Source organism: Flagellimonas hadalis (assembly GCF_007785775.2).
Classification (GTDB): Bacteria; Bacteroidota; Bacteroidia; order Flavobacteriales; family Flavobacteriaceae; genus Flagellimonas; species Flagellimonas hadalis.
This window is the reverse complement of record NZ_VNIK02000023.1, coordinates 1-10,114: the sequence shown is the minus strand read 5'-3', so window position 1 is coordinate 10,114 and position 10,114 is coordinate 1. Positions and strand designations below refer to the sequence as shown.

The following is a 10,114-nucleotide window of genomic DNA, read 5'->3' as shown; positions in this document are numbered from 1 at the left end:
CCTTCCCGAAAGAAAGAATTCCGAACTACTCTTTCCTGAGCTTTTTGACACGTAAAGACCTATGCTCAGGGTAATGGCAAAAAAGCCAAAAATAATTACATAGTCCAAAGTATTTAATGATATCATAGGTTTGGTTTAAAGTCGGTTGGTCATATTATAAAATTCAGTGGACATTTTCAACAAATTTCGACATTGGATAGCGCTGGGCAGCCAAGGGACGCCATTAACCCCACTTTCAGCTTCTGGGTTTTCAACCCGTCCACGGACAATATTCGTCTGTTCCATTGGTGCATTGCGATTTGTTCCTTTGAAGGCACGGGGCTTATGCAATCCAGCAGAAGGATCTCTTCGCCATTGGCATGCGAAACACCTATGGAAATCATAAGAACTATGCCTGGATATTGGAACTTATGCATGGTTTGTTGTGTGTTTGTTCAACTATTGTTGCAATGTAAAAAAAGTAAAGGAAGAACACGTTCTTCCTTTACATAATTAACTACAAATAAAAACTAACTCAAACTATGAAATGATCATGGTTTTCATAAAATCCTTTATTACTTGGCAAACCAAAGTTTTGTTCCTTGAACATTTGCTCCTTGGACAGGTTCAACTGCAGAGAAATTTGGGTTATCCTGGGCTCCGGATCCATAGCGCAAACGTTGTGGATAGGCTCCATTAAGGGTTCCCAACTCATAAATGACAGGATCTGTTACACCTGCAGCCAATTCAGCAGGATAACCAGTGTCACGGACCACTGCCCAAGCTTCAAAACCATCGGTATAGCTGGCCAGCCACCTTTGGTGGGCTATCTTTTCCAGCTTTTCGTCCAAGGTACCCACGGTAATGTCCGCAGCAGCTTCTGTAGCTATGTAGGTGTCCGCATCCCCATCGGAAACACCCCATATTTTCATGGCCTCTTTGATGCCTTTGGCAAATAGATCTTGGGCATCTCCAGTTGCTCCCTGAAGTCCATTCAACACAGCTTCAGCCTGTAAGAAATAGGATTCTGCACTGGTAAGCACAATTTCTGGATAGGCATCCACCTGTGACCCTTTTTGTTGGGTGACCATTTCACTGGGCAAGCTGAACATGTCATATCGTATATACGGCATTATGTCCCCATTCACCCTTGTTGGAAGTCCGATGTATTGTCCGCCAGGTACTTCAATGGTGGTTTCGGTTCCATTTACCGTAACGGTATAATCCGCGCCCGCCCTATCAAGCGTTGCAATGACAAAATCGACCCTGGTCTGAAAATTAGGGTCTGTCCCATCATTGACATAAACGAAAGATCCACCTACTATAGGATTTGCATAAACGGAAAGACGGGGATCATTGTTGTCCTGCAACATGTTGATCAAGATGTTGCTCACGGTCCATTTTGAACCAGTACCGCCAAAGTTGTGCCATACATCCCCATAGGCCGCTGCAGCCCACTGGTCGATCACAAAATCCTTCTCCATCACCACACTACCACTGGCATCGTCCAATAGCGGAGCGGCCAATGCCTCACTGATCGTAGCTGCGGCAAAATCATCGCCATCAGCTCCAAGTGCCCGCATTCCTATCCTCAATTTCAGGGTGTTTGCAAGTTTTTTCCACTTTTGGAGGTCTCCGCCGCAGTACAGATCGTTCGGTCCTGCATCATCAACTCCCAAACCGGTACGTTCCTCAGAACCGATGATGGCCATAGCTTCATCCAAATCGGCAATGATACCTTTGTAGATGACCTGTTGGGTATCGTATTTTGGTGTCAATATACCTTCCACTCCCGCTTCGGTATAGGGCACCATCCCAAAAGTCTCCGTGTACATTTGATAATAAAGTCCTTTCATGATCAAGGCCATCGCGTACATGTATTCATTCTCAAGTTCTCCACCTTCTTGAACAAAATCGGTGAAGCCCTTAAGGTTGCCCAGATATCCCGCAAGCCAGCCATAGGCCGCATCGGTGTACCCAGTATCATAGGTATAGCCCAAGCCATCTGACCACCAACAGCCATTGAAACCAAATGTGAATTGTCCTGCAAACCTGTCCGCATGGATCAGATGCGCCCTCCAATAGGGAAAACGATCCGGGGAATACAGTTTGTACTGGGTATCTGTCAAAAAGAATTTGGCACTTACCTCATCGGAAAGAAATCCGTTCTGATCGGTATTGATCTCGTCAAAACTTTTGGTACATGACAATATTGTGGCCGAACACATAAGGCCCAATAGTATATTTTTTTGTTTTCTCATTTTCAGCAATTTTTAAAAGTTTACATTTAAACTAAGCCCGAAACTTCTTGTAGAGGGCAGGGCGTAGAAAAGAACACCTTGGCTGAAGTTGGATGTGGAATAACTTGATTCTGGATCAAAGTTATCAACATCCTTGTATAGAAACAAGAGGTTCCTACCAACAGCGCTTATGGATGCATTTGTGATGAAGGTGTTGTCCAATATCTTCTTTGGAAAGTTATAGGTAAGGCTCACCTCGCGCAAACGCACATTGGTCTGATCATAAACATATTCAGAACCGATTCCACTAACGGCACCCCAATAATCCTGGGCACTGATGGTAGTGGTATTGGGTGAGAACGTTCCATCGCCATTGTCCACGACACCTTCTACCAACACTCCTCCTTCACGGTACTGCAAGGTCCTTTCGGAAACCCCAGCGGCATCCAGTCCTGCATCGGTACCTGAATACACCTCACCACCAATCCTGAAATCGATCAAGGTGTTCAAACTGAAGTTCTTGTAACGGAACGTATTGGTGAAACCTCCCACTGCATCAGGCTGATAATTGCCAAATTTTTGACGCTCGGAAGTCGCTTGTGGTCTTCCTTCGGCGGTCAAGATCAATTGTCCCTGATCATTGCGCAACCAAGTAGTAGTCTCTATATCGCCGAAACCTTGTCCTACCCTGGCCACGGTGGATACTCTTCCCGTGTTGCTGCTACTGAACTCAAAAAAGTCCTGCCCTTCCACCAAGCTTTCCAATTTGTTGCGGTTCCTGGAAACATTGATGGAAGTTTCCCAAGAGAAGTTCTCCGTCTGTACAGGTGTTCCCCCTACCAAGATCTCAAAACCTTTGTTGGTGATCTCACCAACGTTGGTCCTGAAATTACTATACCCAGATCCTGGATCCAATGGCACATCAAAAATCAAATCTTTAGAGCTGATGCTATAGTAAGAAAGGTCGGTATAGAACCTATTGTTGAAGGCCCTCAATTCCAAACCAAACTCAGTGGACTGTACATCCTCTGGACGTAGGCTTTCACTGAAAAGGGTGGTCTCCCTAGTTACGGTCACGTTGTCCAAGAAGCCGTTGGCCGCTATCCTGAACAAGTTCACCAACTGTTGTGGGTCGGTATCGTTACCAACACTGGCCACACTTCCCCTGACTTTCAAGAGGTTGATATCATTTCCGAGGTCAAAAGCTTCATTCAACAGCAAGCTCAAACTCGCGGAACTGTAGAAATAGGAACGGTTCTCCGCAGCCAAGGCAGAAGACCAGTCATTCCTTCCTGTCAAATCCAGATAGATCATATCGTCATAGGCCAAGGATACTGCCCCATACATGGAGTTGACATTTTTCTTGACCAATGCACTTTGTGTAGCGAACAAATTTTCCGTATTGTCCAAAAAGGGTCTTCCGGGAATTTTAATGTTCTCCCCTCTTGTGCTTGAACTTATCGTGGAGAAACGCAATGCGTTGGCCCCTACGTTCGCATTCAGGTTGAACTTTTCGCCCAAATCCTTATTGAACATCAACAAGAAATCGTAGTTGGTCTCCGTTCTCTGGTTCTTTCCGTAGTTTACACGACCTGAAGGGAAAAAATGATGTCCCGTTCTGGTGATGGCCTCAGTATCTTGGGAAATATCATCGGTACCTACCCTCACAAAAGCGGAAAGCCAATCGGTAAACTCATATTGCAACTTGGCAAAACCTGTTATTCTGGAACGTCTGTCCATGTTGGAATCATGCTGCAAAATCCAGTATGGGTTACCTCCGGATGCTGTTGGCGCAATCACACCATAGGGATTGGTCGGATCCAAAGGATTCTCAAAATTTTGGTATTGTTTCAAATCGTTGATACGGACATTTCTTGCCAAGGGCCACAAATAGGCCATCACACCTTCCGTACCTTGGGTAGGCCTGTTTTTTGCCTTTTGGAGGAAATAGGTCACCCTAGCATCCAAAGTCAATTTATCCGAAAGGTTGGTAAATGCGCGAAGGTTGAAGTTGTCCCTATCCACATTTGAATTTGGAAGAATGGACTGCAAATCAGAATTGGTATAGGAAAACCGAATGGAAGAAGTTTCGTTCCCTGAACTCAATGAAAGGGTATTGATAAAGCTAGTCCCTGTCTCAAAAAAGTCCTCCACATTGTTGGGTTGGGCCTCATAGGCTCTCATTTCCCCATTGTAGGCCAAGCGCTCAGAACCGTCAAACCGAGGTCCCCAAGAACTGGTTCCCCTTACTGCGGCCACTTGTGCCGACAAAGGATCACTTGGGTTTATGGTCGGAAAGTTTCCATCCGTACCACGACCGTATTCGTTTTGGTACTTTGGCAGCACGAACGGGTTTTCAAAAGTGGCACTTGAAGTGAACGAGACGCCCAAACCTTTTTTCAACGCCCCTTTTTTGGTGGTGATGATGATGACCCCGTTACTTGCCCTGGAGCCATAAAGAGCGGCCGCATTGGGCCCTTTCAAAACGGAAAGGGATTCGATATCATCTGGGTTGATATCGGAAATACCTGTTCCCAAATCAGGAATGCTGTATTCCCCTGCTCCAGTGGGCGCACTCAATGCACTGTTGTCGATCGGTACACCATCCACTACATATAGCGGTTGGTTGTTTCCACTAATGGAGTTATTACCCCTGATGACCACACGGGTACCTCCACCAGGACCTGAGGTGGTCCTTGAAACGACCACGCCCGCCACCTTACCGGCAAGTGAGTTCACCACGTTGGGTTCTTTCACTAGGGAAACCTCATCTCCCTGTACCTCTGTAACTGCATAACCCAGGGATTTTTTCTCCCTGCTGATACCCAATGCCGTAACAACCACTTCTCCCAGTTGTTGTGCATCTTCCTTCATGGTCAAATTGATGGTCGACCTACCATTGATGGCCATTTCCACCGTCTCCATCCCCAAAGAGGAGAAGACCAAAGTGGCATTGCCATCCGAAACAGCGATGCTGTAATTCCCGTCGAAATCACTGGATACGCCATTACTGGTTCCTTTTTCAACAATGTTGACGCCGGGCAGAGGTACGCCCGACTCGTCAGAAACCGTTCCAGTAATCGTCTGTGCCAAAGCTCCCTGAGCAGAGAGCAGAACAGCAAAAACAAATACAAACTTTAGTTTTTGAATCATGTTAGTTTTTTTGATAGTTAGTAATTTTGATTCGCATGTTAATTTTACGTTAACACAACTAGGTGAAAATCCTCTTTTGTTAAGGAGTTCTAAAAAAATTTCGACCAACAACAAACGTGAAAAGCCGAAGGTTGATTTTTAATTCTTAAAAAGAATAAGGAAAAGCGCGGAAAAGACGAAGAACGGGCGACATGGAACCTAAGTGGGACCAAAGACCATATACGCTCAATGAGATGGACAATAGCCTAAAAAAAAGCTGACCGATATTCTCCAATATCGGTCAGCTCACCCGCGTTTAACTACAATTAAAAGTACTCATTTCAGATTACTTCCATCCAATTTGCCCCAAAATGTCCAGATCTATGAAAGTTTTAGACCAACAACGATCTGCGTTAGACCAATACCTTCATTTTCCATTATCAAGGTGGACATTTGAGACTGCACGAATACTATTTTGAGGCCTTGATTGCCTGTAACTGCTCTTCGGTCAGGGCAGGACCATCAAAAAAAGAAACTCCCTTGGCTCCATTTTTCCTTGCCTGGTCTATGGCTTCCGCTAGTTCCCCCCCACTCATTTCGGGCACATAAAGCCCTGTATGGAGTTCGGTCTTCGTGGTCTCCAAGTCCTGGACCCCTTGCTTGGTGGCAAACCCTACCCAATCGGTATCCTCATTATAGAAGTTATGGTAGATCATGGGCAGGACCACGTCCACATCCCATTTGTCCCAACGCTGTCTTACCATATGATCCGCCATTTCGGGGTAAGGAAACACCGCAGCGGTCAATATCTTACCATTTTCATGGACAATGTCGTAGGCCTCGTTGACCACATCGCGTATCCTGTTCAAGCGAAATTGCTTCCATTCCATATCAATGGCTGGGTTTTCCATATCCCTCGGATTCTTATGGTGCATTTTTTCAAACTCTTCCACGCACACATCGCAATAACAAAAATCAAATTCCGGCAATTCGACATCTTGCACCAAATCATACTTGGGCAATAGGCCTATGGGCAAGAAAATATCAGGGAAACGGATATAGTCCAAATGCACGCTGGCCACATCATCCACTTGGGAAAGGGCTTCCACCAGACCCAACACATGGTTTCTTGATGCTTCACGTGTAGGACATAAGAATTCGTAGTACCCTACATATGGCCTATGGTCATAAGCTGATTTACCTTCCCTACTCACCACATACCACTCCGGATGTTGCCTCACTATGGAGTCCCCAGGGCGGTTCATGGCCATGATCCAAGCATGCACTTCCATTCCTTCTGCCTTGGCCAAGGGAGCCAAACGGCCCAGAAGTGCAGGATCCGCATTGGTGTTGATCAACACAGCATCCAAACCGTAGCTTTTGTACTTCTTAAATTCCTCAGTGTACGATGCATCATCCCTTTTGGGGTCGGCAGTGATCCATGTCCAATACTTGAACGCATTCTGCTCTTCGGTCTGTGCCGCTGCCATATCGGCCTCCGGCTTTTTCCTGATGTTGTCCAAGCACGAAACCATGGACAGGGCGATGATCGCCATGATGATTGCTTTAGTCTTCATTTGTAATCTCATTTTATATGTTGGTATTTTCCGTCTTCCCGGATGGAGTATATAGATTGGGTATAAGGACTTTTTGCTTGAATGTTCCAGCCCGTTCGATGTACTTCCAATTCAAGCTCCAATGTGGTCCCATCCCGTAAAATAGGATTTGGAATCAGTTCGGTAATGGAATTGGCATATGTTCCCTTTTCGCCAAAATATTTTTTTTGGGCCCTGTACAGCTTGTACATCAGCCACCTGATCTGTTCGTCTTTTGGAATGGTGAACGAATCCGGGTTTCCAGCTACATTGGATGAAAAATAGGCGTACCCCCAATGTTCGGGTTCGTGCATGTTGATGACCCCTTGTGGTGACCAGACCCAATTGTACTCTGGAAGAAATTTTCCATCTGCGTCCTTTTTTCGTGTGTAGGCCCCATCCTTCAGTTCAAAATCCCAGTTCACCCTTGAAAAATTGACCCTCCAAAACTTTCCTTCGGGAACATCGTTGCTCCCACTGGTCTCTTTGAGCACTTCCCAGGGCATGGCCACTTCCACGCTCCAACCTTTATCAACATCCGAAGGATCGTTCAAGGTGCCATTGACCTGTACCGCAGTTTTGAGTCCCAAAATCTCCCAACTATCCACCACGGGGCCGCCTTCCCGATAAGGTTTTACCAAGAGCAGGTCCCAAACCGTGTTCAGGGCGTTCATTTCAAATTCGTAGTAATTGTGGGTATCCCCGTCCGGGTCTATGAATATTTCAAAATCATTGTTGTAAAAGATGACCGTGTCCCTTTGCTTAAGGGTGGCCCACACATGGGGCTCTTCCATCTGGGCATAAAAATAGAGATAGGTCTCGTCCCAAAGCATACGTACATTGGTATGGTATGTCGGGGTCTTGTCCCCTTCGATATCGATAAAATCCTCCGAAACTTGGGCAGCTTTCCATGCAGGTTCTTCAGCCACACCATCTATGACGATGGGGTCTTGGGTCCTGTACACCACAAGCGACCTCGGGGCCTTGCTTTCCTGTGCGGTACACGAAAATTGTGCCGTGACCACCAGCATGAAAATCGCCTTCTGAAGCATCTGTCGCATTTTTAATAAAAGTGTTTTATTTGTCCCATACATTTTGAAGGTTCCTTTTTATGTTGTAACCAAAGATCGTCAATCAGGTCTATTTTTCCTTTCAAAATGTAATAGGCACACGTCCAAAAGAACATATTTTGTAAAAATTCCTAATTTCATCCGTATTTATGGCCTTTATTAGACCAACGACGGCTGGGAAAAGCCAAATGCTAAAAAAACATAATCATCTGCCCAATGCAACTTCAGCTTCCGACCAAGAATAGATTCTTTGTAAACGCTGTGACGGAAAACAAGATCACCCCGTTGCACCATGTCCTATTTTGGGTGATTTACTTCGCCTTCAATTTCCTGAGGTGGGGAAGTTATTTCAACGACTATCTGTACTCCTTCAAATCCAATCTTTTAGGGTTTCCCATCCACATCACCCTCACCTATTTCACCATTTACTATCTGGTCCCAAAATTCATATTCAAAAGGAAATTTGTCACGTTTATCATTGCCCTTTTTGTATCAATATATGTGCTGGTGGTGATCAAGTACCTGCTCACCTATTTTCTGATCAGCTACAATGTTTGGCCAGAAGGCCCGGAGACCCATACACTTACCTTCAACTATACCGTGGTGATGATGTTGGGCGAACTCTATGTGATCACCTTTGTCTCTTCCATCAAGTTGACCATGGATTGGCTTCGGGAGACCGGAAGGGTGGCAAAATTGGAAAAGGAACAATTGGAGACGGAACTCCGCCTGCTGAGGGCACAGATATCCCCGCATTTTTTCTTCAATACCTTGAACAATATCTATGCGCTGAGCTTAGAAAAATCGGACAAGACGCCGGACACCATCATCAAACTGTCCGATCTGATGCGCTATGTGCTCTACGAGACCCGTGACAAAGACCAAAGCCTTAAAAAGGAGCTTGTCTTTATCCAAAACTATCTGGACCTTGAAAAAATACGGTACAACGAAAACCTTGATCTCAAATTCGAGGTAACGGGCGATCCCAAGGGAAAAAAAATTGCTCCCCTGCTATTGGTCCAGTTCATAGAAAATGCTTTCAAACACGGGGCCAACAAAAGTATTGGAAAGGTAAAAATAGACATTAGGGCCACGATTGAGGAAAAGTTTCTATACTTTAGGATCAGCAATACCAAACCAAAGAACCAAGCGATGCCCACCAAAAAACAATCTGGCGGCATAGGCCTCTCCAATGTGGAAAAAAGGTTGAAACTTCGGTATGGTGAGCACGAATACCGATTGGACATCTTTGATGAATCCGATGAATACATTGTAAACTTAAAGCTCAAGCTCAGATGAACTTAAAATGTGTTATTATAGATGATGAGCCTTTGGCGATCAAAGTCATCGAAAACCACATCTCCCAAATTAAGGAACTTCAGATAGCCGCCGTTTTCAACAATGCGATAGATAGCATGGAATACCTTAGGGAACATATGCCCGACCTGCTCTTTCTTGATGTGAACATGCCCATTATCGATGGTTTCAGTTTTCTGGACAGTCTGGATGAAAAGCCCATGGTCATCATTACTTCCGCGCATGCCGAACATGCCGCAAAGGGTTTTGACCAAGAAGTATTGGACTACTTGGTAAAGCCGATAAGCCTTCCCAGATTCATCAAAGCCGTGAACAAGGCCCTTGCCAAGGTGAAGGAGCAACCCAAGCGGGATACCGTCAACGACCACATCTTTGTGAAAGTGGACAAAAAGAAAATGAAAAAGATCTATTTGGATGAGATTATCCTTGTGGAAAGTTTAAAGGACTATATCAAGATCATTACCCCAAAGGGCAACCATATTGTCCACAAGACCCTGAGTGCCTTCACCGAAGAACTTTCCAGTGACAGGTTTATACGAATCCACCGATCCCACACTGTGTCCATGGACAAAATAGATGCCCTTGAGGGGAACAGTGTTGAAATCGGTGGAAAACGTTATGTTATCGGTAGAAGTTATTTGGATGATGTAAAAGCCAAAATCCTGAACCAATCCATTATCGGTACAGGGAACAAAGCGGGCCTATCCGACGATGAATAATGCCCTTCCCTTCATCATCCCACAACCTTAGGTAATCAAATTCCCGTTCTCGTCCCATTCGG

6 protein-coding genes are annotated in these 10,114 nt (G+C 45.3%); 2 read left to right on the top strand and 4 right to left on the bottom strand.

Annotated features, from left to right (window positions below; genetic code table 11):
• Window positions 1-554: 554 nt before the first annotated feature.
• From FOT42_RS17735 to FOT42_RS17720, 4 genes are all read right to left on the bottom strand, one after another.
• Window positions 555-2,240, bottom strand: coding sequence for a SusD/RagB family nutrient-binding outer membrane lipoprotein (locus tag FOT42_RS17735; protein WP_151891775.1), 1,686 nt, complete (start codon window positions 2,238-2,240; stop codon window positions 555-557).
• A 12-nt stretch (window positions 2,241-2,252) separates the two neighbouring features.
• Entirely contained in the window at window positions 2,253-5,372 is a 3,120-nt protein-coding gene (locus FOT42_RS17730) for a SusC/RagA family TonB-linked outer membrane protein (protein ID WP_151891774.1), read from the bottom strand.
• 449 nt (window positions 5,373-5,821) lie between these two features.
• The gene (locus FOT42_RS17725; RefSeq protein WP_151891773.1) at window positions 5,822-6,928 is read right to left on the bottom strand and encodes a glycoside hydrolase family protein; all 1,107 of its coding nucleotides are present in this window, start codon (window positions 6,926-6,928) and stop codon (window positions 5,822-5,824) included.
• A gap of 8 nt (window positions 6,929-6,936) precedes the next feature.
• On the bottom strand, window positions 6,937-7,998 hold the full coding sequence (locus FOT42_RS17720) for a carbohydrate-binding family 9-like protein (protein ID WP_151891772.1): 1,062 nt from the start codon (window positions 7,996-7,998) through the stop codon (window positions 6,937-6,939).
• Window positions 7,999-8,232: 234 nt separating this feature from the next.
• Here FOT42_RS17720 and FOT42_RS17715 point away from each other — a divergent pair, with 234 nt between their 5' ends.
• Window positions 8,233-9,315, top strand: coding sequence for a sensor histidine kinase (locus tag FOT42_RS17715; protein ID WP_151891771.1), 1,083 nt, complete (start codon window positions 8,233-8,235; stop codon window positions 9,313-9,315).
• Window positions 9,312-10,052 carry a LytR/AlgR family response regulator transcription factor gene (locus FOT42_RS17710; RefSeq protein WP_151891770.1) on the top strand — a complete coding sequence of 247 codons (741 nt, stop codon included), beginning with the start codon at window positions 9,312-9,314 and terminating at the stop codon, window positions 10,050-10,052. The genes FOT42_RS17715 and FOT42_RS17710 overlap by 4 nt, the downstream gene beginning before the upstream one ends.
• The last annotated feature ends 62 nt before the right edge of the window (window positions 10,053-10,114 follow it).